This window comes from Paenibacillus thermoaerophilus, assembly GCF_005938195.1.
GTDB lineage: Bacteria > Bacillota > Bacilli > Paenibacillales > Reconciliibacillaceae > Paenibacillus_W > Paenibacillus_W thermoaerophilus.
In genome coordinates this window covers 107,107-130,171 of sequence record NZ_VCQZ01000002.1, presented here as the reverse complement: position 1 = coordinate 130,171, position 23,065 = coordinate 107,107, and the positions used below count along the sequence as shown (strand labels likewise).

Here is a 23,065-nt window from a genome sequence, read left to right as displayed (position 1 = left end):
AACCGAACATGAACTTGTTTGATCTGACCGGCAAAACGGCTGTCATCATCGGAGGCAACAGCACGCTGGGGGGTTCCATGGCGGTCGGCTTGGGCGGACACGGCGCCGACGTGGCCGTCGTGGGACGAAACGAAGAGAAGAGCGAAGCGGTGGTCAAGCAGATCGAAGCGGTCGGGGGCAAAGCGAAGGCGTTTAAAGCCGATACGACCAGCGAAGCCGATCTGCGCCGCGTTCTGGCGGAAGTTCTCGAATGGACCGGCCGCGTCGACGTGCTGATGAACTGCCCGGGCAAAAACAGTTCGACGCCGTTCTTCGAGCTGACGATGGAGGAATGGGATTCCATCATGGAAGTGAATCTCAAAGGCGTCGTACTAGCCTGCCAGATTTTCGGCAAACATATGGTGGAATCGGGCAACGGCGGCAGCATTATCAACATCTCTTCGGTATCCTCGGACCCGCCGTTGTCGAAGGTGTTCACGTACAGCGCCTCCAAGGCCGGAGTCAACAGCGTCACCAAGTTCCTCGCCCGCGAATTCGCTCCGGCGCGCGTGCGCGTCAACGCCATCATTCCCGGCTTTTTCCCGGCGGAGCAAAACCGCAAGATTTTGTCTCCGGAGCGGGTCGAGTCGATCATGAAGCATACGCCGATGAACCGCTTCGGCGAAGCGAGCGAATTGCAGGGCGCAGCGGTGTTCCTGGCGTCCGAGCGGGCTTCCGGCTTCGTGACCGGCGCTCTGATCCGCGTGGACGGCGGATTTGGCGCGATGACCATCTGAACCGGCGCAAGGCATCCCTTATTACCAGACAGAAAAGGATGGAGATGGAAGCATGTCCAAGCAGCAAATTGGCGTCATCGGTCTGGCCGTCATGGGCAAAAACCTGGCGCTGAACATCGAAAGCCGCGGGTACAGCGTATCCGTGTATAACCGTTCGCGCAACCGCACCGACGAGATGATCGCGGAAAACCCGGGCAAAAATCTGTTCCCGACCTATACGCTGGAAGAATTCGTAGCGTCGCTGGAAAAACCGCGCAAAATCTTGATCATGGTCATGGCGGGCGCCCCGACGGACGAAACGATCGATCAGCTCGTGCCTCTGCTCGAGGAAGGGGATATCCTGATCGACGGCGGCAACGCTTATTTCCCGGACACGCAGCGCCGCAACAAAGCGCTTGAAGCGAAGGGCATCCGTTTCATCGGCGCGGGCGTCTCGGGCGGCGAAGAGGGCGCGCTGAAAGGTCCGGCCATCATGCCGGGCGGCCAGGAGGACGCCTACCGTCTCGTCGAGCCGATTCTGACGGCCATCTCCGCCAAAGTCAACGGCGATCCTTGCTGCACGTATATCGGACCGGACGGAGCGGGGCACTATGTCAAAATGGTGCATAACGGCATCGAGTACGGCGACATGCAGCTCATCTGCGAAGCTTACCAGTTGCTGAAGGACGTGCTGGGAGCCGAGGCTCCGGAACTGCACGAGATTTTCGCCGAGTGGAACCGGGGCGAGCTCGACAGCTACCTGATCGAGATTACGGCCGACATCTTCACGAAATACGATCCGGAAACCGGCAAGCCGATGGTCGACGTCATCCTCGACAAAGCCGGCCAAAAAGGCACCGGAAAATGGACAAGCCAAAGCGCGCTGGATCTCGGCGTGCCGCTGACGATGATTACGGAGAGCGTCTTCTCCCGCTTCCTGTCGGCGATGAAGGAAGAGCGCGTGGCCGCGAGCCGCGTGCTGAAAGGGCCTCAGTCCCAGCCGTTCGACGGCGACCGCAAAGCGTTTATCGAAGCGGTCCGCCGCGCCCTGTACGCGAGCAAAATTTGCTCCTACGCCCAAGGCTTCGCGCAAATGCGCGCCGCTTCGGAGCATTACGGCTGGAACCTGAACTACGGCAACATCGCGATGATCTTCCGGGGCGGCTGCATCATCCGGGCCCGCTTCCTGCAAAACATCAAGGATGCGTACGACCGCAATCCGGATCTGCGCAACCTGCTGATGGACGAATATTTCGGCGGGGTGATCGCGCAATACCAGGACGCATGGCGTCAAGTGGTCGCCACGGCGGTATCCCGCGGCATTCCGGTGCCGGGCTTCTCGTCGGCGCTGGCGTACTACGACAGCTACCGCACCGAACGGCTGCCGGCCAACCTGCTGCAGGCGCAGCGCGACTACTTCGGCGCGCATACGTTCCAGCGCGTCGACAAGGAAGGCACGTTCCACTTCCAGTGGATCAACTGATCCGGACCGCCGTCAACCGCGGCCGGGAAGCAAGCCGAAAGCCGCATCGTGCAGCAGCCGCTTGAGCCGGGCGGCGTCCTGATCGTGGAACGACCTCCGGTGCACAAGCCACAGCGCGATATCGGCATACGCTTGAAAATGCGCAAGCAAACGAGGCTGAGGGAGTTGCTGCAAATGCGGCAAGCCCTCGGCCATTTTTTGTCGCACGTAATCGAGCAGCCAGACGACGTCCTCCCGGGTGAGAGAACCGGAGGGATCGAGCAGTCGTTCGATTCTCCGGCGATTCGGGTCCATATGGGATGCAGGAAGCAAGATTCGTCACTCCTTCGGGTTCGCATACAAGAATCGCGCACAAGAATCGCGGACTCGACCGGCTGAATTTTCGCCAAGCGCGCCAGGGCCTCCGGAGGGGAAACCGTTATCCTTGTATATCTATCATTACTGGGAAGTCTGAAAAATATTCGCGATAATCGGCGCCGGATAGCGGTCTTCCTGCGCGCTGTGATATGATTTGGAAGAATCGGGGACACCCCGCAAACGGACGAGACAAGGGTGAAAGGACGATATGAATAATATCGTGTTGGTCGGATTTATGGGGACGGGCAAATCGACGGTCGGCCGAGCGCTGGCCGAACGTCTCGGCTGGTCCTTCGTCGATTCGGATGCGCGGATCGTGGAGAAGGCGGGAGTCGATATTCCGTCGATATTCGCCGCCAGCGGCGAAAGCGGATTCCGCGAGCTGGAGCGCGAAGTTATCGGCGAGCTGATGGCCGGATGCAGGCAGGTCGTCGCAACCGGCGGCGGGGCCGTGCTGTCCGAGCGCAACCGCGAGGCTATGCTCGGCGGAGGGTTTGTCGTCGCGCTGCTCGCGGAGCGGGACGTCATTATCGAGCGGGTGCGCGGCGACGCCAACCGGCCGCTGCTTGCGGGCGACCTGGAGGCGCGGGTAGACAAGCTGCTCGCCGAGAGGGCCGGCGCCTACGACTTCGCGCATCTGTCCATCGATACGGGCGGCATGACGCCGGAGGAAGCGGCGCGAGTCATCGCGGAGGCTTATGCGGCGAGACGGCCGGGCGGTATCCATGCCGAATAAGGGCGGCAGTCCGGCATGGGCGGCCAAGTACGGTTTGATCGGGCTCGCCGGCGTCGCGGGGGCGTTGTGCCGGTGGCGGCTAGGGCTGCTGCTTAATCCGGAACCAGGCGGCGCGTTCCCGGCCGGCACGTTCGCCGTCAATCTGGCGGGTTGTTTGCTGCTCGGCTATTTGAACGCCCGCTTCGCGACGGGCGTCCGCCTGAAGCCCGTATACCGGTCGGCGATCACGGCCGGATTCATCGGGTCGTTCACGACTTTTTCCGCCCTTAGCTACGAGACGCTCGCCTTGTGGCGGTCGGGACATGCGGCAACCGCTGTGCTGTATGCGGCCGTCAGCGCGGCTGCGGGACTCGCGTGCGTGGCAGCGGGAGAGAAGTGGGCCGGACGGCCGCGCCGGAGGGACGGAGCATGAACGCGATGGATATTCTGCTTGTGGCGGCGGGCGGATTCGCCGGAGCGGTGGTGCGGGCCGCCGTGTCGGAATTTGCGAATCGGCCATACCCAAGGGCGATTCCTTATGGTACACTGTCAGTAAATGTCGCGGGCAGCTTCCTGATCGGATGTCTGTCGGATGCCGGCGCCGCGCTGACTCTGCTGGCTTCCTCCGGTTTCTGCGGCGCGTTGACGACGTTTTCGACGCTTAGTTGGGAGCTGCTGCGGCTCGGCCGGCAAGACAAACGGCGAGCCGTCGTCTATGGGGCCCTCAGCTACGGATTGGGCCTGGCGGCCACGGCTGCGGGCTTATGGCTGTCCTGACCGCGGACGGATGGGGCGCGCAACGGCGCGGATATGATGTGGCGAAAAGGAGATACAACTGTCGATGAAAGCAATTGTACGTCCCACTTCTTCTCTCAAAGGCGAGATTCAAGCGTTATCCAGCAAAAACTACACGACCCGCTACATGCTGGCGGCGGCCTTGGCCGAAGGCGAAAGCACCGTGAGGTTTCCCGCCCGCAGCGAAGACAGCGACGCGATGAGACGGTGCATCCGCGACCTCGGGGCGGAGCTTCGCGAAGAAGGCGAGACGATGACGATCGTCGGCTTCGGACGCCATCCCAAGCCGGTCAAAGAACTGGATGTGGGCAACGCGGGGGCCGTCCTGCGGTTTCTGATGTCCGTCGCGGCGTTTTGCCCGGAGGTGACGTTCGTCAATAAATATCCCCAGTCGCTCGGCAAGCGTCCGCATCAGGACCTGATCGATGCGCTTCAGCAGATGAACGTGCGCGTGACGCACAACGACGGCAAGCTGCCGATCACGATTTACGGAGGCTCGCCGAAAGGCGGCCGCATCGAAGTGTCGGGCAGCGTCAGCTCGCAGTACCTCAGCTCGCTGCTGTTCATGACGCCTCTGCTCGACGAGGACAGCGAGATCACGGTGCTGCACGACCTGAAGTCGAAAATCATCGTGGGCCAGACGCTTGAAGTGCTGGAGCAGGCGGGAATCCGCATCGAGGCCAGCGACGATCTGATGCATTATCGCGTGCCGGGACGCCAACGCTACCGTCCGCAGGAATATGTCGTGCAGGGTGACTATCCGGGATCGGCCGCGATTTTGGCCGCCGCTGCGGTGACCGAATCCGACGTCGTCGTACACCGGTTGTCGGAGTTCAGCCGCCAGGGCGAGCGGGCCGTCGTCGACGTGCTGCGGGCCATGAACGTGCCGCTCACGCACGCGAACGGAGACGTCCATGTGAAGGGCAACGGCAAGCTGAAGGCCGTCGAGTTCGACGGCGATCAATTTACGGACGCGGTTCTTGCCATGGTGGCGGCCGCCGTATTCGCCGAAGGCACGTCCCGTTTCTATAACGTGGAGAATCTCCGCTACAAGGAATGCGACCGCATCACCGACTTCCTGAACGAGCTGCGCAAGGCGGGTGCGGACGTCGAGGAACGCCAGAGCGAGATCATCGTGCACGGCCGTCCGGAAGGCGTCGAAGGCGGCGTCGAGATCGACGCGCACTTCGACCATCGCGTCATTATGGCCCTGACGGTCGTCGGTTTGCGCTCCCACAAGGGATTAACGATTCGCGACGCCCATCACGTCGCCAAGTCCTACCCGCAATATTTCGATCACCTGCGGTCGCTCGGGGCTCAAGTCGATTGGGCGGACGATTAATCTCGGAGGTTGAACGATGAATACGCGGAAGCCGACGGGTTCGAACCGTTCCAGGCGAAACCCGCTGCTGCAATCGCTCAAAATATGCGCCGCCATATTCCTCGTCATCGGTTTATCCTTCGCCAGCGGCACGTTCGGCCTGATCCTGTACGGCAAAGTGACCGGACAGTACATGCCTCTGGCCGAAGCGGCGGCCGCGGTGCTGCGGCCCGGCGACGACCGGTCCGGACTTACGGCGGCGGCGGTTTCCCCGTCGCCGGAGCCTTCGGCCGAACCCGCGCCGGCGCCGTGGACGAAGCCGGCGTCCGCCCGTCTGGACGCGCCGGCCATCCGGCAGCACCCGGAGCTGCCCTCCGGCTGCGAGATCGTCAGCCTGACGATGCTGCTTCAATATTTGGGCGTCGACAAGGGCAAAATGGAACTGGTCAAAGAGCTGCCGTTCGATCCGACTCCGATGAAAATGTCCGGCGGACGCATCGTATCCTGGGGCGACCCGAACACGGGGTTTGTCGGCGACGTGACGGGCAAGGGCAGAGGCTACGGCGTTTACCACGGTCCTCTGTTCCGGGTGCTTTCCTCATACACGGATCAGGCGGTGGATCTGACGGGAAGCGAGTTCGACGAGGTGGAGAAGATGCTGGCGCTCGGCTCGCCGGTCGTCGCCTGGACGACGATCAATTTCCGCGTGCCGGACAAGTGGGTGACGTGGGAATCGCCGAACGGTCCGGTCCGCGCCACCTTTATCGAGCATGCGGTGCTGCTGACGGGATACGACGAAGAGCACGTGTACGTGAACGATCCCTGGACCGGCGGAAAGGATGTTAAAGTCGCCAAATCCCGTTTCGTGGAGACGTGGGAAGCGATGGGCAAGCAAGCGATCTCCTACAAGCAAGCCTAATTCCGTTTTAGATCGGAGGAATCCTGATGCCATTTGAAAACCCTGACCGCGAGACGATCCAATCGATATTGCAGCACGCAGAAAATATTGCGGTGGTCGGCTTGTCCGCCGACCCGGAAAAAACGTCCCATCAAGTGGCCGCCGCGATGCAGGCGAAGGGCTACCGGATCATTCCGGTAAATCCGACGGCGGCGGGACAGACGATTCTGGGCGAAAAAGTATACGCATCCCTAAAGGACATTCCGGAGCCCGTCGATATCGTCAACGTGTTCCGCAGACCGGAGCATACGCCTCCGATCGCGGAGGAAGCCGCCGCAATCGGGGCCAAAACGTTATGGCTGCAGCTCGGCATCGCCAACGAAGAAGCCGCCGAGATCGCCGCGCGCGCGGGGATGCGCGTCATTATGGACAGATGCATCAAAGTGGAGGATTCCATCCTGCTGCCTCATGGCCGGAATCAAGGAGGTTCGCCGTCATGAGCCGAAAATGGACGCGTTCGAGCCTGCAAGTCTATCTGGTGATGGGAGCGCGTCCCCGAGGCGAACGCAGCGCCGCTCAGGTGCTGCGTTCCGCTATTCTCGGGGGGGTGACATGCTTCCAATTCCGCGAGAAGGAGCTGCCGGTTCCGCAGCAGCTCGCAATCGGACGGGAGCTGAGGGCCGTTTGCCGCGAGTTCGGCGTGCCTTTCCTCGTGAATGACCGGGTAGATCTAGCGCTTCTATTGGAAGCCGACGGGGTGCATCTCGGCCAGGACGATATTCCCGTCCCGGAAGCGAGGCGGCTGCTGGGCGAGCACGCGGTGATCGGCATGTCCGCCGGCAATCCGCAGGAATTGGAGATCGCGTTGTCCATGAAGCCCGATTATCTCGGAATCGGGCCGGTGTACGCGACCGCCACCAAAGGGGACGCCGGGGCTCCGATCGGGACGGGCCTTATCGCCGAGCTCAGGCGCCAATCGGACCTGCCGGTCGTCGGCATCGGCGGCATCGACGCCTCGAACGCCGGACCCGTCCTGCGGGCGGGAGCTGACGGCGTGGCCGTCGTGTCTGCCATTGCCGCAGCCGCCGATCCGCAAGCCGCGGCGGCGGAAATACGCGCCGCCGCAGCCGGATATCACCATTGATAATCGGAGGCCGTCCAGCCACACTAATAAAGGCTCCTGCGGCGACGACGACAACGAATGCCGAACGGAGACCTTGACTCAGGGAGGCTTCTTCCGATGCATCAGCAGTACCAAAGTTCTTTTGCGGGAAACCAGTCTTTCCAATCGAACGCTTCCAAGTTTCAGCCGACGGGGTACGTGCAATCGTACTACAATCCGTCCTCGTCGTCTTCGTATCGTCAAGCCCAATCGGGCTACGGGCAGGCCCAATCGAGCTACAGCCAAGTTCAATCGAGCTACGGTCAAGCTCAATCCGCCTACGGCCAATCGTATTCGGCTCAATCCCGCGCCGGTCAATACGGGCAATCCAGCCAACCATACGGCCAATCGTACCATCTGGCCAACTATCGCGGCAACCAGCAAGGCCATGACAGCTATCTGCAAAACGACTGGCAATCCCCGTCGTCTCAGACATATGCGGCTTCGAGCTATCGGCAACAACAGCAGCCGCAAATCGCTTCCTACGCCGGCGGATTCGCCCAACAGCAGCAACAACAGCAACCATCGTGGCAAAGTCCGCAATCCTTCCATCTTGCCAACTACCGGGGCAACCAACAAGGACACGACAGCTATCTGCGAAGCGATTCGCATTCGCCGGTTCAATCTTATGCCGGCTTCGGTTCGAGTCAGCAGGCCCAATCGTACCGCACGTTTTAATTCCGCGGATCGCGGAACGTCCGTCAACCGCAAGCTGTCCCGGCTAACACGGGGCAGCTTTGTTTTTCTTTGACAAACCAGGGGCCAAGCGGTACGATTTGTACAGGAAAGGGGGCTTCCCGTTTGCATTGGAACTGGATGGGAACGCTGCAGCAATTCGGCCGGGCGTTAATGCTCCCGACGATTATGATACCGGTAGCGGCCATCTTGCTGTGGCTCGGCTTCTGGTCATGGGAAATGTTCGGAGTGGAGCGGTTTGGCGGCGCGTTGTGGCTGGCGAGCAATACCATATTCGTTTATTTGCCGATGATATTCGCCGTGGGCATCGCCCTGGGGTTGACGGATAACGCCGGCATGGCCGGGCTTGCCGCGCTGCTCGGCTTTCTGATCTATACGCAGATCACCCGCCATTACCTGGGGATCAGCTTCGATCTGGGCGTATCCGAAGGCATCCTGATCGGGTCGTTAAGCGCGTTGTCCTACCACAGGTTTCGCAATATCAAATTGCCGGAATACATACAGTTTTTTGGCGGACCCCGGTTTGTTCTGCTGGTGATGGCGCTTACGGCCATCCTGGTGTCGTACCTGATGGTCTGGATCGGACGGGATCTTCAGCTCGCCCTGTATCGGGCGGGAGAATGGCTGATCGGCCTCGGCGGCTTCGGCGCCTTTTTGTACGGCGTTTTTTACCGGCTGCTGGTGCCGACCGGACTTCATCACATTTTGAACAACTTTGTCTGGTTTCAGGCCGGCACGTACCATACGATCGACGGCCGGGTCGTGCTCGGCGATCTCCCCCGTTTCTTCGCCGGTGACGAAACGGCGGGCATCTACATGGCCGGCTTGTATCCGATCATGATGTTTGCGTTGCCGGCGATCGCGCTAGCCATCATCCAGGAGGCGCGCGAGGATCTCAAGCCGAAGATCCGCGCGACTTTTTTGACGGCCGCCTTGACTTCGTTTTTGACGGGGGTAACGGAGCCGATCGAGTTCGCGTTTATGTTCGCGGCGCCTTACTTGTATCTCGTTCATGCTTTGTTGTCGGGCTTGTCGATGTGGATCGTCTACGCCCTCGACATCCATCACGGCTTCTCGTTCTCCGCCGGCGCGATCGATTTCGTCATCAACCTGCATCTCGCCTCGGGCCATCCGTGGCTGCTGATCCCGATCGGGTTCGGTTATGCGGCGGTTTATTACTTTCTGTTCCGTTGGGCGATTCGCCGGTTCCAACTGCCCACCCCCGGACGGGAGGAGGGCTCGCAGCTTGAAGAGTGGGCGGGGGACATTCCGTATCGGGCTCCTCTTATTCTGCAGGCGCTCGGGGGCAAGTCGAACCTGCTGAAGATGGAGGCCTGCATTACGCGGCTCAGGCTGACGCTGAAAAACGACAAGCTGATGGACACCAATGCGCTGAAGCATCTCGGAGCCGCGGGCATTATCAAACTCGGCGGCGGCAACGTGCAGGTCGTATTCGGCACATTCTCGGAGCTGATCCGCGAAGAGATCGTCAAGGTGATGCACAAGGACGCGCTGCAGGTTCATTTCCATTCCCCGGTGCAAGGCGTCATGATGCCTCTGGACGATGTGCCCGACCCGATATTCGCCGGACGGATGGTCGGCGGCGGAGTCGCCTTTATGCCGGAGAGGGGCGAGGTCGTCGCTCCCGTGCCGGGTCGCGTCGTTCACGTGCATCCGGCTAAACATGCCGTGGGGCTCAGGACGGCCGAAGGGCTCGAAGTGCTGATTCACATCGGCATCGATACCTCCAAGCTGAACGGCAGCCACTTTCACGTGCTGGTCGAGGAAGGGCAGGAGGTGGCGCCCGGTCAGCCGCTTGTCCGGTTCGATCTGGCGAAACTGCGCAAGCTGGCGAAGTCGATGGCGACGCCTATGGTCATCACCAATTCCGACAAGGTCAAGTCCTGGAGTTACGCCCCGTTCAAGGCCGTTAAAAAGGGACAAGCTTCCGTCATGTCGGTCGTGCTAAAAGAGGCCAGCCGCCAGGAAGGAGAGACGACATGATACAAGGTATTGGCGCTTCACCCGGCATCGCGATCGGCAAGGCGTTTGTCCTGCCGACGTGGGAGTGGGAGCTTCCGGACGGGCCGCTGGACGTCGCGGATCTAGCATACGAGATGGAACGGTTGTCCGAAGGCATCCGAACGTCCAAGGAAGAGCTCGAAAAAATCAAACAAGACATGACCGAGGTGCTCGGTTCGCAGGAATCGACCATTTTCGACGCGCATATCGCGATTTTGGAGGACCCGATTTTTCTGAACGAAATCCACAGTCTGATTCAGCGGGGGCCTCATACGGCGGAGGCGGCTGTGAAGATCGCGGTCGACAAGTTCGTCGGCATGTTCGATTTGCTGGACGACGACTACATGAAAGAGCGGGCGCTGGACGTCAAGGATGTCGGCAACCGCCTGCTGAAGGCGCTGCTGGGCTCGGAGGAGGAGACGCTGCCCCCGAAGGATCAGCCTTACATTCTGGTGGCCAAGGAGCTGACGCCTTCGCAGTTTTCCCGTCTGGAACCGACGAACATGCTGGGCATCGTCACGGTTCTCGGCGGCACGACGTCGCACGTGGCCATCATGGCCCGGGCGTTGAATATTCCGTACGTGCTGGGCCTGGAGAGCAAGCTGCCGGGTACGCTGGCGACCGGCGACCCGATGATTCTGGACGGACGCAAAGGCATCGTTATCGTCCATCCTTCGGAAGCCGAACTGAACGAATACCGGGAGCGCCAAAAAGCGGAAGGCGCGCTGTCCGAGCGGCTCGCTTCCGTCGCCCAGATGCCCGCGGAAACGGCGGACGGCATACCGCTGCGGATCGACGCCAACATCAGCTCGCTGAAGGAGCTCGAACAGGCGCTCAGGTACGGCGCTTCAAGCGTCGGCCTTCTCCGCTCGGAATTTTTGTACATGGACCGTCCCAACTTCCCGACCGAGGACGAGCAATACGAGGTGTATAGGCGGGCGGCCGCCCTGTTGGGCGACCGGCCGCTGGTCATCCGCACGCTGGACATCGGCGGAGACAAACAGTTGGATTATTTCCCGCTGCCGGAGGAGGAGAATCCGTCGCTCGGCTACCGAGCGATCCGGATTATGCTGGAGCGGACGGATTTGTTCAAAACGCAGCTTCGGGCGATCTTGCGGGCGAATGAGCGCGGCAACATCCGGATTCTGTATCCGATGATCGCCTCGCTCGAAGACGTCCGCAGCGCGAACAGGCTGCTGGATGAAGCGAAGCGGGAGCTGGCGCAGGCGGGCGTCTCCCACCCGATGGACGTGCCGGTCGGCATGATGATCGAGCTTCCGGCGGCGGCGATGATGGCCGATTTGTTCGCGAAGGAAGTCGATTTTTTCAGCATCGGCACCAACGATCTCGTCCAATACGTGCTGGCGGTCGACCGGATGAACGACCAGATCGCCCATTTGTACGATCCGTACCATCCGGCGGTGCTGCGGCTGTTGAAGCTGACGATGGACGGCGCGAAGGCCGCGGGCATCCCGGTCAGCGTCTGCGGCGAGTTGGCCGGCGATCCGCTGGCGCTGCCTTTGTGGCTGGGCCTCGGCGTATCGGCGATCAGCATGTCGACGCATTCTTTGCTGAACGTCAAGCACCGCCTGCGGGAGTTAACCGCCGAAGGCGCGCCGGAGCTGGTGGCGTCGCTGCTGGCGGAAGGAAGCTCCGCCGACATCCGCAAGCGGCTGCAGGATTGGGCGGCGGCGCGCCAGGCGGCCGGCCGGAGCGACGAGACGCCGGCGCACGTCTCGATCAAATCTGTAGAAGGGTGATGAGCGAATCATGGAACTGAAAGGCAAGCGCATCCTTGCGTTTACGGACGACGAATTCGAAGATCTTGAAATGTGGTACCCCGTGCTTCGCCTGCGGGAAGCGGGAGCGGAGGTCGATATCGCCGGTCTCGAAGGCGGGCGCACATATACCGGCAAATACGGCGTGCCGCTTGTCAGCGACATGTCCTTCGTCGGACTGTCTTCCGCCGCGTACGACGGCCTCTACGTGCCGGGCGGCTGGGCGCCGGACAAGCTTCGCCGTTATCCCGACGTGCTGCGGCTGACGCGGGAATTCCATGAAGCGGCCAAGCCGATCGGCCATATTTGCCATGCGGGCTGGGTGCTCGTATCGGCCAAAATTTGCGAAGGCTTCACCATGACGTCGACGCCGGGCATCAAGGACGATCTGGAGAACGCCGGGGCGATTTGGGTGAACGAGGAAGTTGTCGTCGACCGCCATATCGTATCGGGCCGGCGGCCGCCGGACTTGCCGGCGTTGATGCGCGAGTTCATCCGGGTGCTGGCGGAACGTTGACGCGTCCGGGACTCGCCGCCTTCGCGATCCGCGCATGCCCCGCGGCGCTGGTGATGGCGGCGATCTTCTACTTCTCGCATCAGACGGGCGACGATCTGAATTCGCTGCTGCCCTGGTTTCAACGGTGGGTGCCGTCGATGATGTCGTTCGACTGGGGGCATTTCGTCTCGTATTTCGGGTTGGCCCTTGCTTTTTTGTGGGCGTTCGGCGAGAGCCGCCCGAGTTGGCGGACGCAGGCTGCCGTCGTGCTGCTGTGCGGCCTGTACGGGCTGACGGACGAGTATCACCAGCGATTCGTACCCGGACGCTCGCCGGATTTGGCCGACCTGCGCAACGACATGATCGGAGCCGCGCTCGCCATGCTGTTCGTCCGGCTGCCCGGAATATCTGCTCTGTTCTCTTTCCTCGTGCGCCGGTTGATTCCCGGCGCCCGCCGGTAACCGCCTCGTTCTCTCCAAAAAATGCCGATCCGTGTCGGAAGGATTTTGGCTTTCCGAAGTCGAATTGGGTAAGGGAGAGAACGACGGAGCCGGAGCAAGGGTGGGAGTGATAGAGGTTGCTGAAACAATGTCCATGCGGCCATACGATGACGGTCAAGCTGCGCACTGTCATCTATCAGAGCAAGGTGGAGATCGAGAACGTGCCGATCTTCACGTGCGAGGCTTGTCAACGGACGGAGGTCGTACCGGGGGTCAAGGACGAATTGACCGGTTTGATCCATAAGCTGGGACAACCGGAATTCAAGCATCAGATCCGATTTGAGGACGTGCATGAGCTTGCCCATTTGATGCAGCTCGTGCTCGACAAAAATAACCGCAGCCATTCCGTGGAGGAACTGGTGGAGGAGCGGGTCAATCAGTTGCTCGATTTGCTGCTGTTGGCTCAATCGCTTGGGGATGCCGATTGGCTGCGGGAGATTCGCACAAGGCTCGCTCAGATTGCCAAACACGACTCCCGTACATACGGTTTATCGTAATACGCAGACCGGGCTTGAAACTCCCCTGCCGACGCGGCGAGGGAGTTTTGCTCTGAAATACGCGGTGGATCTGACAGTTTTCATGGCTTTCATTGCTAATTGCGTCGATTTATCGTATCATACAAGTATCTGATCCGGAACGAAACTTGAAACGATGGAGTCGATTTGACGTGACCGTAACAATCTACGATGTGGCGCGGGAAGCCGGGGTATCGATGGCTACCGTCTCGCGCGTGGTCAACAACAATCCCAACGTAAAACCGCAGACGCGCAAGAAGGTTTTCGAAGCGATCGAGAGGCTCGGATACCGTCCGAATGCCGTCGCTCGCGGGCTTGCGAGCAAGAAGACGACGACCGTCGGAGTCGTCATCCCCGATATCTCCAACTCGATCTTTTCGGAGGTCGCGCGGGGAATCGAAGATATCGCCAACATGTACCATTACAACATCATTCTTTGCAATGCGGACAAGCGCAAGGAGAAGGAAATCCGCGTCGTCAACACCTTGTTGGAGAAACAGGTGGACGGCCTGCTGTTCATGGGCGGAACCGTAACGGACGAGCATCTGCAGGCGTTCCAATCGGCTACCGTGCCGATCGTGCTCTGCGGCACGACCGACGAGAAGCAGACGATGCCTTCGGTCGACATCGACCACGAGAAGGCGGCGTACGACGCGGTTAAAATGCTGATCGACAACGGCCACCGCGAGATCGGCATGATCAGCGGCACGCTTCAGGATCTGTCGAACGGCTATTCCCGATATGCCGGCTACAAGAAGGCGCTGGAGCAGGCCGGCATTCCGCTGCGCGAGGAGTATGTCCGAATCGGCAATTACCGTTACGAATCCGGCATGGAAGTCATGCGTTACTTCCTGGAGCTGCCGAACCGCCCGACGGCGATCTTCTCTGCGACCGACGAGATGGCGATCGGGGCGATTCATGCGATTCAGGACCAAGGTCTGCGGGTGCCGGACGACATCTCGATCATCAGCGTCGACAATATTCGAATGGCGTCGATGGTGCGTCCGCAACTGACGACCGTCGCCCAGCCGATGTACGATATCGGCGCGGTGTCGATGCGCCTGTTGACAAAGCTGATGAACAAGGAAACGGTCGATATGACGCGCGTCGTCCTGCCGCACGAGCTGATCCGCCGCAAATCGGTCGCAGCCAAAGCTTAGAGACAGAAGGAGAAACCGGTTCATGACAAGCGGGATTATTGGAATCATCGGCGCCATGCAGGAAGAGATGGAGCTGTTCCTGCTTGACCTCGAGGGCATGTCGCGGGAGACGAAGGCGGGGACCGATTATTATGCGGGCAAGCTGTTCGGCCGCGATGTCGTGGTCTGCAAATCCGGCGTCGGCAAAGTAAACGCGGCGGTGTGCACGCAGGTTCTGATCGATCGCTACGGCGTGGGGGCGGTGCTGTTCACCGGCGTTGCGGGCGCGCTTCATCCGGAGCTGGAGATCGGCGATCTCGTCGTGTCCACGGAATGCATGCAGCACGACATGGATGTTACGCCGCTTGGTTTCGCGAGAGGCGTCATCCCGTACGCGGACGTCTCCGTATTTCCGGCGGACGATGCGCTCGTACGGTTGGCCAAGCAGGCGGGAGAACGCCTGTACGGCAAGACGCCGATGAGCGGCCGCGTGCTGTCGGGAGATCAGTTCGTGGCGAGCCGGGAGACGGTCCGGTCGCTGTACGAACAGCTCGGCGGCGTCTGCACGGAGATGGAGGGAGCCGCCGTCGCGCAGGTGTGCCACCTGAACGGCGTGCCGTACGTGGTCATCCGTTCGATGTCCGACAAGGCGGACGGCTCGGCTCATGTGAATTTCGCCGAGTTCACGCCGCTTGCAGCCAAGCATTCGTACGAGATGGTTCGGGAAATGATTCGGCTGATGAATGCGTCCTGAACCTTGTTCGGCAACATAAATTGCACGAAAAACGGCGTCCTCCGGGCCGATGGGAGGAACGCCGTTTTGTTTTTGCCGCCGGATGGCGCCGCCGCTTCACAAATATTGCAGCGCAATCTCAAGCGACCGTCGGTTCGCTTCTTCGATAGCCGCCCGCCGGGGCATCACTTCGATGTCGCCCGGCCGGTCCAGCCAGCACGGGGGCAGCGGCTCCGCCGATAAAGGCTGCCACTTCCGAATCCAAGTGGGCGGCAGCGCGAGGCCGGCATCGCTGTCGATGCGGGACGCGAGAGGATGACCGCTCATTTCCAGCCACAGCAGTCCCCACGCCCGCGGAACGACGCGCCAGATGTCGTAGCCGCCTCCTCCCAGCGCGATCCATCGCCCTTCGCAATATTCGTGCGCCAGCCGGTGAATCAGTCTCGGCATCTCGCGGTAGATGTTCATGCTGCAGTTCATATGGGCGAGCGGGTCGTACGCGTGGGCGTCGCAGCCGTGCTGGCTGACGATCACATCGGGCTTGAACGATTGAATGACGCGGTTGATCGACGTCTCAAAGCAAGCCATCCAGGAATCGTCTTCCGTATACGGTTCGAGCGGGATGTTCACCGCCGTGCCGAAGGCTGCCCCGTCGCCGCGTTCGTGGGCAAAACCCGTGCCCGGAAACAAAAATTTGCCGGTCTCGTGTATCGACAGCGTGCAGACGTTCGGATCGCCGAAAAAGCTGAACTGCACGCCGTCGCCGTGATGCACGTCCGTGTCCACATACAGCACGCGGGCCCCGTAGCGGCGCCGGATCGCGGCAATTGCGACGGCCGCGTCGTTGTACACGCAGAAGCCGCCTCCCCGATTCGGGAAAGCGTGGTGAAGTCCTCCGCCCAGATGAAGCGCGTGGCGGACTTGCCCCGACATCACCAGCTCGGCCGCCTTCAGCGTCGCTCCCACGACCAGCGAGGTCGCTTCGTGCATGCCTTCGAAGCAGGGCGTATCGCCTTCGCCCAATCCGTAGCGGTCGGCCGTATCCGAGAGGGCGGGATTGCCGGGATCGATGCTGAGCATCTCGACCACTTCGATATATTCCGCCGTATGATTGAGCAGCAGCTCCTCGCGCGTCGCGGAAGCGCTTCCGACGTATTCGTTTGGATGCAGGGCGCCTGCCTCTTGCAGCAAATCAACCGTCAGCCGGATGCGCTGCTGATTAAACGGGTGATCGTCATGAAATCGGTAAGTCAGCTCCCGTTCGTCATACAGGAAAGCGCAATCGCGTTGAACAGACATGTCGTGGTTCCCCGTTTCGTCACTCCTGCGAGTGCGTCTGAATCAATACATATACCGCTGCCTGAAGCGCACCCGATCGAAAGCTTCGACCGACGACTGCGGCACTTCCGGTCCTACGCGCACCATCAGGCAGTTGGCAGGATGCGAGCAAATCTCGGGATCGTCGGTCGCGAACCAGACCATCCCGACGTTTTTCATCAAATGCTCCATCATCTCCCGGTACTGCCAGACGTTCATTCCGGTTCCCTGCAAATCCCAATGCCAATAGTATTCGGTGGTGTAGACGATCATATTGTCCAACTGGCCTCCGGCGAAGGCCAAGCGAAGAAGGCGTTTGCTGAGGCCGATTCCGCGATAGGCGTCGGCCACCTCAATCGCGCCCAGTTCGATGAGATCGGGCATGCCGCTTTCGTGCCATCGTTCCAGTTCGTCGGGATAATGGAACGTAACGTAGCCGACGATCACATCCCCGTCTCTGGCCAGGACGATCCGTCCCTCCGGCAGACCGGCGATCTCGATCAATGCCTCATGCTGCTCGCTTGGTCTGCGGAACGCGTCCAGAGTAGGGTCCATCCGGTATCCGGACAGCCGCTCCGGCGTAACGGGGCCTTCGATCACGATGATCCGATCGCCGAATGAAGCCGTTTCTTCATGGTATATTTTTCGGTGTTCCATCGCCCCAGACCTCCCGAAACGAATATATGCGGCACTTATGGCATTCCTTATTATAGCAAAAAGAGGCCGTCTCGTCATGGCGGGACACGCAGGCGTACCCGCGCCGAACCCGCGATTCGCTTCCGGCCCCGGACGGGAAGGGAGGGGGAGAGGAAGATTATTCCGAACTTCGAGAAAAGGAATGTCGATTTTGTGTCAATTGTGCTATAATAAAAAAGCCGAAATGTAAGCGGTTTAATTTTTCTGTTGGGAGACAGGAGGACATGACATGTCGCATTTGAGTGGAGAAGTACTGGCTGCAACCGCATCATCCCCAAACCTTCGTTCTTATGAGGAAGCTCGCGCCAACTTCGATTGGAGCCAAGTGGAGAAGCAATTCTCCTGGTACAATAGCGGCAAAGTGAATGCGGCTTACGAAGCGATCGACCGCCATGCGCTTGGCGGGCGCGCCGACAAAATCGCGCTTCTGTATAGCGACGACAAGCGCGAAGAGTCTTACACGTTCAAGCAAATGCAAAAGATGTCCAACCGGTTCGGCAACGTGTTGCGCAAAGCGGGCGTAGGCAAAGGAGACCGCGTGTTTATCTTTATGCCGCGCACGCCGGAGCTGTACTTCTCCCTGCTTGGCGCGATCAAGATCGGCGCCATCGTCGGTCCGCTGTTCGAAGCGTTTATGGAGACGGCGGTACGCGACCGGCTGTTGGACAGCTCGGCGATCGCCATTGTGACGACCTCTGCGCTGTTGCCCCGGGTTCCTGTCTCAGAACTGCCGGATCTCAAGCATATATTCGTGGTCGGGGACGATCTGAAGCTGTCCGACGGCCAGATCGACTGGCGCGCCGAGATGGAGGCCGCGTCCGACGAGCTCGACATCGAATGGGTCGACCGCGAAGACGGCATGCTTCTTCACTATACGTCCGGCTCGACCGGTAAGCCGAAAGGCATTTATCACGTGCACAACGCGATGATTCAGCATGCGTATACGGGCCATATCGTGCTCGATCTCAAGGAGGACGACGTCTATTGGTGCACGGCCGACCCGGGCTGGGTAACGGGCACGTCTTACGGCGTGTTTGCTCCTTGGCTGAACGGCGCCACGATGGTCGTCCGGGGCGGACGGTTCAGCCCGCAGGATTGGTACAAGACGATCGAAAAATACAAAGTGACCGTCTGGTACAGCGCGCCTACGGCGTTCCGGATGCTGATGGGCGCGGGCGACGAAGTTGTCAAGCAGTTCGACCTGTCCTCGCTGCGGCATATCCTCAGCGTCGGGGAGCCGCTTAATCCGGAGGTCGTGCGCTGGGGAATGAAGGTATACGGCCAGCGCATTCACGATACGTGGTGGATGACGGAGACGGGAGCCCATATGATCTGCAATTATCCTTCGATGCCGATCAAGCCAGGCTCGATGGGCAAGCCGATCCCGGGCGTGGAAGCGGCGATCGTGGACGATCACGGCAACGTTCTGCCTCCGTACCGGATGGGCAACCTTGCGATCAAGACGCCTTGGCCGTCGATGATGCGCAAGGTGTGGAACAATCCGGCCAAGTACGAAGAATACTTCCGCTTGAAGGGCTGGTACGTATCCGGAGACTCCGCTTATATCGACGAAGACGGGTATTTCTGGTTCCAGGGGCGCGTCGACGACGTCATCAACACGTCGGGCGAGCGGGTCGGCCCGTTCGAAGTCGAAAGCAAGCTGGTGGAGCACCCCGCCGTTGCCGAAGCGGGCGTGATCGGCAAGCCGGACCCGGTCCGCGGCGAGATCATCAAAGCGTTTATCGCGCTGCGCGACGGATATTCGCCAAGCGACGAGCTGAAAGCCGACATCGCCAAGTTCGTCAAGGAAGGGCTGTCCGCGCACGCGGCGCCCCGCGAGATCGAATTCCGGGATAAGCTGCCGAAAACCCGCAGCGGCAAAATCATGCGCCGCGTCCTGAAAGCTTGGGAGTTGAACTTGCCGACAGGCGATTTGTCAACCATCGAAGATTAAAATGAAACGTGCGCCGGATGCCGGCGTCTGCGATCCGGCGGGCGGCATCCGGTTGAATGCAAAAAAACGGCGTCAGTTCCTGCGAGCGGGAACCGGCGCCGTTTGCCGTTTGCTTGAAGGTTGCTTCGAAATGGGCTAAACTTGATACGCGGAACAGCGCGCGAACCATTTCATCGAAGGGAAGGGAACCGATGAACCGAATCGATCCGGAAACTTTTACGAACCTTTACACGAACAAAGAGCTGGACGACGCCCTCGTCATCGATGTCCGGGAGGCGCAGGAGCTCGAACACTACGCCTTGGAAGACGCCGAGTGGATTCCGATGAATTCGATCCCGGAACGGCTGGCGGAGCTGCCCAAGGACAAAGATCTGTATATCGTATGCGCCCACGGCATGCGAAGCGCGAGGGTGTGCCAATTCCTCGAAGCGAACGGCTACCGCCGCGTTCATAACGTCGAAGGCGGGATGGCGGCCGTCTCCTGGCACAAGGACGGGTTCCAGTACGACTGAGCGGACGGCGTCCCCGCGGCAGGCCGACCGGATCAATTGCTTCCGAAGAAGAACGGAAGCTGAGGCAGCGTCTGCTGCGCGTAAAACTTCTCCTTGGTTTTGGCGAAGTCGCCTTCCCGCACGGCTCCGGTCTGGACGATGAGCTCGGCCAGCGGTTTCGTCTCGGTCAGCCCGAGTTTTTGCGCTTGGCCGGACGCGATCATTTCATCCATTCGCGCGACCAGATCCATTGTTTGCACGGGCAGAAACCACTTGTTCTCGGACATCATCGCGGACACGTATTTGTTTTTGGCGTTCAGATTCAGTTTTCCCCAGTCCGAGATCGGGAGGTTGGAGGAACTCAGCAGCTCTTGTCCCGGCACCGGCTGTACGGATTCGTTCCATTTCAGGATCGCTTCGAAATATTGGGATTGGGCGTCCAGTCCGTATTGGATCGCCTGTTGTATGTATGAATCGGAATCCAGCGCGGCAAGCAAAGCGCTCGGCTGCAAGCCGTTTGATTTTGATTGGCGTTCCCCCGATGCTTGCTCAAACAGCTTCAAGCTTTTCAGGTAAAGGTTCTGAGCTTCCTGGAGAGCGGGAGAGCTTGGGGGCACCGAAAACGTCATCATTTTTTCATAAATTTGGTTCGCGCTTTTCGACAATTCTTGCAGCGATTTGGCCGGATTCCCGGCTGCCGCTCCGCCGGTTTCGAGCGATTCGCGGAAGTTGAACCACTGCTTGCGGAATTCGTCATACGGCGCGTAGACACTATGATAAAATGAGACCAGATATTGCTGATGGTAGGCCGTCAGTTCTTGAGGCTGTTCGTTGTTTTGCGCCAATTTCGCTTCATATCGCACTTTCGTGCGGTCGGATCCGACGTCATAACCGAAAAAGAAAGCGGCTACGACGCAGATTAGCATGAAAATAAACAGAAAAGACATGAGGTATTCCGAGCGGGTTAACGATTTGTTCATAACTTGCTCCCTTCTCTTTTCTCTGTACATCTAGTATAGGGTAGCCGACATTTTTCGTCAAAGGACATTACCAAAAATGAGAAAGTTTGATCCCCGAAAATGGAAATTACGCAGAGTCACTGTCAATCAAATCGACGATCGAACGCTGCTGCTGAACGTGTATGTGACCCAGGCCCTGACGCTGGCGATCGCGTGTGTCGCGCTGCTGCTTCAACGCCGGAATCCGATTGAGATCCTGAAATGGCCCGGAGGATCGGAATGGATAGGGTGGGGACTCGGATTGGCGGGCGTCGTCCTGGCCGTCGACTTGGCCGTAGCGAGATTCGTTCCGGAGGACGTGACCGACGACGGGGGAATCAACAAGCGGATTTTCGGCAGGCTGCCTTTGTGGCATATCGCCTTGCTGTCGTTGGTTGTCGCCGTTTGCGAGGAGATGTTGTTTCGCGGAGCCGTTCAGCATTTCGCCGGGCCTTACTGGACCAGCATCGTGTTCGCGGCGATCCACGTCCGGTATTTGCGTCATTGGCTGATGACGGGGCTTGTATTTTCCATCAGCTACGGACTCGGTGTGGTCCAGGACTGGACCGGAACGATCTGGGCGCCGATCGCCGCTCATTTCGCCATCGATTTCGTGATGGGTTGCATCATTCGTTATCGAAGGGAGGATGACGATGACGGACAAAACTCTCCATAGCGCTTCTGACAAGGATGTGCCGCATTCGATTCCCCCGGAGGCGACGCTCAGCCGCAGACGTTCGCGGGGAAGCGGGCGGGCGGCCGGTTCGGCCGACGGAGGCGAGGGCCTGCCGCCCCGGCGCGTGAGGCATCCTTCCGAACGGGAGCGGATGGCCAAATGGTTTATCCATACGCTGTTCGTCCTGCTGCTTGCGCTGATGGCCGGATTGATGTATTGGGGGTATTACAAATTTTCGGACGTATGAGCTTTAGTTGACAGACATGCGCCGCCGGCCAAACGGCCACACTACCGATGCAGGGACATTCGGGCAGCAGAGGAGGTGCGGTCATGAGATGGAGCAGCTTTGTGATTGGCGGTCTGGCGGGAGCGGCCGTCGCGATGGCGATGCAGCGCCGCAAGTCCTGGAATTTCGCGTGGATAACAAGCGGGAATGCCCGTTCCAAGCTGGTATCTGCGGCCGAAACGGCCAAAGCGGCCATTTGGGCGCTGACAACGATCGTGGGCCGGATGGGCGAGACGGCGGTGAAACGGGCCGGGGCCATAACGGCCGATAAGCCTTCCGGTCTCGGCAATGCGGGGAACGGCGGGCATACCGCTTCGGCGAGCTTCCCTGCCGGCTCCGACCGGGGAGGCGCGGAAGATCTCTCGAAGGTGCAGAACATGATCAATCAAGATCCGGAGTTGAAGCAAACGGTCGACGAGATTACCTCCAAGCCATCTTCTTCTTCCAAAGCGACCTGATTCGCCTGCTTGTACGCAAAATAGCCGCCTCCGAAACGGAAGCGGCTATTTTGCGTATGAATTGATAGCCGTGGCGTGGCATTCCCGAATGAAAAATGGTAACATAGAAGCAGACGCCGAATTTCCATATCCGTCTATCACGGAAGGCGTTCGGGAATCATAGTCTGCTATAACAGATGTCGGGGGAGGTCCTGTCGCATGAAAATGGAACGTTTGAGCCAAGACAAGATAAGGATATTCCTGACATTTGACGATTTGTTGGAACGCGGCATACAAAAGGAAGATATGTGGCGCGAAATTCCAAAAGTTCAGGAATTGCTTAGCGATATGATGGAGCAAGCCTATTCCGAGTTGGGATTCGACGCGTCCGGGCCTCTTGCGGTCGAGGTATTCGCCCTGCCGGCGCAAGGCATGGTGGTGATCGTGACCCGCAGCCGTTTGCAGTCGGAGCCCGACGCGGCGGAAGCGATCGACGAGGAAGAGGAAGACGACGTATACGAGATGGAAGTGACGCTGGAGACAAGCGACACGATCTCTTACGCGTTCCGGGACTTCGAAGAGTTGCTCCGGGCCGCGAAGCGCATCCACAACTTGGATATCGAAGCGGGAAGGCTATACGCCTACAAGGGGCATTATATATTGCAGATCGAACCCGAAGATCTGCCCGAAGACAAGTACCATGCGCTAATCGCGCTGCTGTCCGAATACGGGGATGTCGCGTCGGTCACCCCGGCCGTTCTCGACGAATACGGGAAGACGGTCATGCCTGAGAGAGCGATCGGCCGTTTGAACGAACTGTTTTAAGCTCCGTCAGGAGCTTTTCT

Annotated in this window: 27 protein-coding genes; 23 read left to right on the top strand and 4 right to left on the bottom strand. The window is 59.8% G+C overall.

Going from position 1 to position 23,065, the window contains the following annotated elements; all coding sequences use genetic code 11:
• Window positions 1-8: 8 nt before the first annotated feature.
• Together FE781_RS02135 and gndA are read left to right on the top strand one after the other, a co-directional pair.
• Window positions 9-776: an SDR family oxidoreductase gene (locus tag FE781_RS02135; protein ID WP_138787985.1), complete on the top strand. Its 768-nt coding sequence runs from the start codon at window positions 9-11 to the stop codon at window positions 774-776.
• Window positions 777-828: 52 nt separating this feature from the next.
• On the top strand, window positions 829-2,238 hold the full coding sequence (gene gndA, locus FE781_RS02130) for an NADP-dependent phosphogluconate dehydrogenase (RefSeq protein ID WP_138787984.1): 1,410 nt from the start codon (window positions 829-831) through the stop codon (window positions 2,236-2,238).
• Window positions 2,239-2,250: 12 nt separating this feature from the next.
• On the opposite strand, the gene FE781_RS02125 is transcribed toward gndA, so the two are convergent.
• A complete protein-coding gene (locus tag FE781_RS02125) occupies window positions 2,251-2,550 on the bottom strand; it encodes a hypothetical protein (RefSeq protein ID WP_246067997.1) in 300 nt (99 codons plus the stop codon).
• 253 nt (window positions 2,551-2,803) lie between these two features.
• Here FE781_RS02125 and FE781_RS02120 point away from each other — a divergent pair, with 253 nt between their 5' ends.
• The 15 genes from FE781_RS02120 to FE781_RS02050 all read left to right on the top strand — a co-directional run bounded on the left by FE781_RS02120 (window position 2,804) and on the right by FE781_RS02050 (window position 15,386).
• A complete protein-coding gene (locus FE781_RS02120) occupies window positions 2,804-3,331 on the top strand; it encodes a shikimate kinase (RefSeq protein WP_138787983.1) in 528 nt (175 codons plus the stop codon).
• Window positions 3,321-3,743, top strand: coding sequence for a fluoride efflux transporter CrcB (gene crcB / locus FE781_RS02115; protein WP_170209391.1), 423 nt, complete (start codon window positions 3,321-3,323; stop codon window positions 3,741-3,743). The genes FE781_RS02120 and crcB overlap by 11 nt, the downstream gene beginning before the upstream one ends.
• On the top strand, window positions 3,740-4,087 hold the full coding sequence (locus FE781_RS02110; RefSeq protein ID WP_246067996.1) for a fluoride efflux transporter FluC: 348 nt from the start codon (window positions 3,740-3,742) through the stop codon (window positions 4,085-4,087). The genes crcB and FE781_RS02110 overlap by 4 nt, the downstream gene beginning before the upstream one ends.
• A 64-nt stretch (window positions 4,088-4,151) precedes the next feature.
• Window positions 4,152-5,447 carry a 3-phosphoshikimate 1-carboxyvinyltransferase gene (aroA, locus tag FE781_RS02105; RefSeq protein ID WP_138787981.1) on the top strand — a complete coding sequence of 432 codons (1,296 nt, stop codon included), beginning with the start codon at window positions 4,152-4,154 and terminating at the stop codon, window positions 5,445-5,447.
• 16 nt (window positions 5,448-5,463) lie between these two features.
• On the top strand, window positions 5,464-6,345 hold the full coding sequence (locus FE781_RS02100; protein WP_138787980.1) for a C39 family peptidase: 882 nt from the start codon (window positions 5,464-5,466) through the stop codon (window positions 6,343-6,345).
• 26 nt (window positions 6,346-6,371) lie between these two features.
• The gene (locus tag FE781_RS02095) at window positions 6,372-6,824 is read left to right on the top strand and encodes a CoA-binding protein (protein ID WP_138787979.1); all 453 of its coding nucleotides are present in this window, start codon (window positions 6,372-6,374) and stop codon (window positions 6,822-6,824) included.
• Window positions 6,821-7,468 (top strand): thiamine phosphate synthase, encoded by a 648-nt coding sequence (gene thiE / locus FE781_RS02090; protein ID WP_138787978.1) that lies wholly within the window; start codon window positions 6,821-6,823, stop codon window positions 7,466-7,468. Before FE781_RS02095 ends, thiE begins: the two co-directional genes overlap by 4 nt.
• A gap of 96 nt (window positions 7,469-7,564) precedes the next feature.
• Complete coding sequence (locus FE781_RS02085) at window positions 7,565-8,164, top strand: hypothetical protein (RefSeq protein WP_138787977.1); 600 nt, start codon at window positions 7,565-7,567, stop codon at window positions 8,162-8,164.
• Between the two features lie 138 nt (window positions 8,165-8,302).
• A complete protein-coding gene (locus FE781_RS02080; RefSeq protein ID WP_138788112.1) occupies window positions 8,303-10,186 on the top strand; it encodes a glucose PTS transporter subunit IIA in 1,884 nt (627 codons plus the stop codon).
• Window positions 10,183-11,964, top strand: coding sequence for a phosphoenolpyruvate--protein phosphotransferase (ptsP, locus tag FE781_RS02075; protein ID WP_138787976.1), 1,782 nt, complete (start codon window positions 10,183-10,185; stop codon window positions 11,962-11,964). The genes FE781_RS02080 and ptsP overlap by 4 nt, the downstream gene beginning before the upstream one ends.
• A 10-nt stretch (window positions 11,965-11,974) precedes the next feature.
• Window positions 11,975-12,499, top strand: coding sequence for a type 1 glutamine amidotransferase domain-containing protein (locus FE781_RS02070; RefSeq protein ID WP_138787975.1), 525 nt, complete (start codon window positions 11,975-11,977; stop codon window positions 12,497-12,499).
• The gene (locus FE781_RS02065; protein ID WP_246067995.1) at window positions 12,496-12,939 is read left to right on the top strand and encodes a VanZ family protein; all 444 of its coding nucleotides are present in this window, start codon (window positions 12,496-12,498) and stop codon (window positions 12,937-12,939) included. Before FE781_RS02070 ends, FE781_RS02065 begins: the two co-directional genes overlap by 4 nt.
• A gap of 116 nt (window positions 12,940-13,055) precedes the next feature.
• A complete protein-coding gene (locus FE781_RS02060) occupies window positions 13,056-13,475 on the top strand; it encodes a hypothetical protein (RefSeq protein WP_211346282.1) in 420 nt (139 codons plus the stop codon).
• Between the two features lie 170 nt (window positions 13,476-13,645).
• On the top strand, window positions 13,646-14,653 hold the full coding sequence (gene ccpA / locus FE781_RS02055; RefSeq protein WP_138787974.1) for a catabolite control protein A: 1,008 nt from the start codon (window positions 13,646-13,648) through the stop codon (window positions 14,651-14,653).
• Between the two features lie 22 nt (window positions 14,654-14,675).
• A complete protein-coding gene (locus FE781_RS02050; protein WP_138787973.1) occupies window positions 14,676-15,386 on the top strand; it encodes a 5'-methylthioadenosine/adenosylhomocysteine nucleosidase in 711 nt (236 codons plus the stop codon).
• A gap of 96 nt (window positions 15,387-15,482) precedes the next feature.
• On the opposite strand, the gene FE781_RS02045 is transcribed toward FE781_RS02050, so the two are convergent.
• Window positions 15,483-16,664: an acetoin utilization protein AcuC gene (locus tag FE781_RS02045; RefSeq protein WP_138787972.1), complete on the bottom strand. Its 1,182-nt coding sequence runs from the start codon at window positions 16,662-16,664 to the stop codon at window positions 15,483-15,485.
• Between the two features lie 42 nt (window positions 16,665-16,706).
• Window positions 16,707-17,339, bottom strand: a complete 633-nt coding sequence (locus FE781_RS02040; RefSeq protein WP_138787971.1) for a GNAT family N-acetyltransferase — start codon at window positions 17,337-17,339, stop codon at window positions 16,707-16,709.
• 268 nt (window positions 17,340-17,607) lie between these two features.
• Between FE781_RS02040 and acsA the strand changes: the two genes are divergently transcribed.
• Window positions 17,608-19,332, top strand: a complete 1,725-nt coding sequence (gene acsA, locus FE781_RS02035) for an acetate--CoA ligase (protein ID WP_138787970.1) — start codon at window positions 17,608-17,610, stop codon at window positions 19,330-19,332.
• Between the two features lie 191 nt (window positions 19,333-19,523).
• On the top strand, window positions 19,524-19,844 hold the full coding sequence (locus FE781_RS02030; RefSeq protein WP_138787969.1) for a rhodanese-like domain-containing protein: 321 nt from the start codon (window positions 19,524-19,526) through the stop codon (window positions 19,842-19,844).
• Window positions 19,845-19,876: 32 nt separating this feature from the next.
• On the opposite strand, the gene FE781_RS02025 is transcribed toward FE781_RS02030, so the two are convergent.
• Entirely contained in the window at window positions 19,877-20,803 is a 927-nt protein-coding gene (locus FE781_RS02025; protein ID WP_138787968.1) for a hypothetical protein, read from the bottom strand.
• 76 nt (window positions 20,804-20,879) lie between these two features.
• Here FE781_RS02025 and FE781_RS02020 point away from each other — a divergent pair, with 76 nt between their 5' ends.
• From FE781_RS02020 to FE781_RS02005, 4 genes are all read left to right on the top strand, one after another.
• Window positions 20,880-21,497: a CPBP family intramembrane glutamic endopeptidase gene (locus FE781_RS02020; RefSeq protein WP_138787967.1), complete on the top strand. Its 618-nt coding sequence runs from the start codon at window positions 20,880-20,882 to the stop codon at window positions 21,495-21,497.
• Window positions 21,475-21,744 (top strand): hypothetical protein, encoded by a 270-nt coding sequence (locus FE781_RS02015; protein ID WP_138787966.1) that lies wholly within the window; start codon window positions 21,475-21,477, stop codon window positions 21,742-21,744. Before FE781_RS02020 ends, FE781_RS02015 begins: the two co-directional genes overlap by 23 nt.
• Before the next feature lie 83 nt (window positions 21,745-21,827).
• Complete coding sequence (locus tag FE781_RS02010) at window positions 21,828-22,241, top strand: hypothetical protein (protein WP_138787965.1); 414 nt, start codon at window positions 21,828-21,830, stop codon at window positions 22,239-22,241.
• Window positions 22,242-22,439: 198 nt separating this feature from the next.
• The gene (locus FE781_RS02005; protein WP_138787964.1) at window positions 22,440-23,045 is read left to right on the top strand and encodes a genetic competence negative regulator; all 606 of its coding nucleotides are present in this window, start codon (window positions 22,440-22,442) and stop codon (window positions 23,043-23,045) included.
• The last annotated feature ends 20 nt before the right edge of the window (window positions 23,046-23,065 follow it).

Bases quoted from the DNA above. Each gene is read 5' to 3' on its own strand.
- FE781_RS02135 (WP_138787985.1), top strand. From the start codon at position 9: ATGAACTTGTTTGATCTGACCGGCAAAACGGCTGTCATCATCGGAGGC.
- gndA (WP_138787984.1), top strand. From the start codon at position 829: ATGTCCAAGCAGCAAATTGGCGTCATCGGTCTGGCCGTCATGGGCAAA.
- FE781_RS02120 (WP_138787983.1), top strand. From the start codon at position 2,804: ATGAATAATATCGTGTTGGTCGGATTTATGGGGACGGGCAAATCGACG.
- crcB (WP_170209391.1), top strand. From the start codon at position 3,321: ATGCCGAATAAGGGCGGCAGTCCGGCATGGGCGGCCAAGTACGGTTTG.
- FE781_RS02110 (WP_246067996.1), top strand. From the start codon at position 3,740: ATGAACGCGATGGATATTCTGCTTGTGGCGGCGGGCGGATTCGCCGGA.
- aroA (WP_138787981.1), top strand. From the start codon at position 4,152: ATGAAAGCAATTGTACGTCCCACTTCTTCTCTCAAAGGCGAGATTCAA.
- FE781_RS02100 (WP_138787980.1), top strand. From the start codon at position 5,464: ATGAATACGCGGAAGCCGACGGGTTCGAACCGTTCCAGGCGAAACCCG.
- FE781_RS02095 (WP_138787979.1), top strand. From the start codon at position 6,372: ATGCCATTTGAAAACCCTGACCGCGAGACGATCCAATCGATATTGCAG.
- thiE (WP_138787978.1), top strand. From the start codon at position 6,821: ATGAGCCGAAAATGGACGCGTTCGAGCCTGCAAGTCTATCTGGTGATG.
- FE781_RS02085 (WP_138787977.1), top strand. From the start codon at position 7,565: ATGCATCAGCAGTACCAAAGTTCTTTTGCGGGAAACCAGTCTTTCCAA.
- FE781_RS02080 (WP_138788112.1), top strand. From the start codon at position 8,303: ATGGGAACGCTGCAGCAATTCGGCCGGGCGTTAATGCTCCCGACGATT.
- ptsP (WP_138787976.1), top strand. From the start codon at position 10,183: ATGATACAAGGTATTGGCGCTTCACCCGGCATCGCGATCGGCAAGGCG.
- FE781_RS02070 (WP_138787975.1), top strand. From the start codon at position 11,975: ATGGAACTGAAAGGCAAGCGCATCCTTGCGTTTACGGACGACGAATTC.
- FE781_RS02050 (WP_138787973.1), top strand. From the start codon at position 14,676: ATGACAAGCGGGATTATTGGAATCATCGGCGCCATGCAGGAAGAGATG.
- FE781_RS02045 (WP_138787972.1), bottom strand. From the start codon at position 16,664: ATGTCTGTTCAACGCGATTGCGCTTTCCTGTATGACGAACGGGAGCTG.
- FE781_RS02040 (WP_138787971.1), bottom strand. From the start codon at position 17,339: ATGGAACACCGAAAAATATACCATGAAGAAACGGCTTCATTCGGCGAT.
- acsA (WP_138787970.1), top strand. From the start codon at position 17,608: ATGTCGCATTTGAGTGGAGAAGTACTGGCTGCAACCGCATCATCCCCA.
- FE781_RS02030 (WP_138787969.1), top strand. From the start codon at position 19,524: ATGAACCGAATCGATCCGGAAACTTTTACGAACCTTTACACGAACAAA.
- FE781_RS02025 (WP_138787968.1), bottom strand. From the start codon at position 20,803: ATGAACAAATCGTTAACCCGCTCGGAATACCTCATGTCTTTTCTGTTT.
- FE781_RS02020 (WP_138787967.1), top strand. From the start codon at position 20,880: ATGAGAAAGTTTGATCCCCGAAAATGGAAATTACGCAGAGTCACTGTC.
- FE781_RS02015 (WP_138787966.1), top strand. From the start codon at position 21,475: ATGACGGACAAAACTCTCCATAGCGCTTCTGACAAGGATGTGCCGCAT.
- FE781_RS02010 (WP_138787965.1), top strand. From the start codon at position 21,828: ATGAGATGGAGCAGCTTTGTGATTGGCGGTCTGGCGGGAGCGGCCGTC.
- FE781_RS02005 (WP_138787964.1), top strand. From the start codon at position 22,440: ATGAAAATGGAACGTTTGAGCCAAGACAAGATAAGGATATTCCTGACA.